Source organism: Dellaglioa sp. CoH-56-MRSF-13, assembly GCF_056782095.1.
On record NZ_JBXAYC010000063.1, the window covers coordinates 1 to 438 of the forward strand.

Here is a 438-nt window from a genome sequence, read left to right on the forward strand (position 1 = left end):
TCCTTGAGGTTGGTACTCGCGACGACCCTTTTCCCAATTGCAGGGCCCACACATCGTGGTCATGTTGTGAAGCGCGTCCGCCCCACCGTTATGGCGGCTAATCGTATGATCGTGCGTAAATATCACGTCTTTGCCATTGACGGTACCCCACATATTCATATGGAACGGACCGTCGCCGCCTTTCTTCGAATACGTGCGCTCGATCGCGAAGTATGAGGCTTCGGCACCACACGCGCTGCACGTCGTTCCGTGCTTAGCAAAGCAGCGCAGGCGCTTGCTCGTGGTATGCACGAACAGCCCCGGTGCAACTTCCGAGCGAAGCTCCTTTTCGCGAAGACCCATGTCGGCGCGAATCGCACGAAGTCCCGTTTCGAGATCGAGGGTTGCTGCACGCTCGTAGCGGCCTTGGTCACTGATGATGGTAGTCAGGTTCATATG

Annotated in this window: 1 protein-coding gene; it reads right to left on the reverse strand. The window is 56.8% G+C overall.

The window, feature by feature from the left end:
- Positions 1 to 438, reverse strand: a 438-nt coding sequence (locus AC1RP1_RS07895; protein WP_481762706.1) for an HNH endonuclease signature motif containing protein, incomplete at both ends; no start/stop codon positions are given.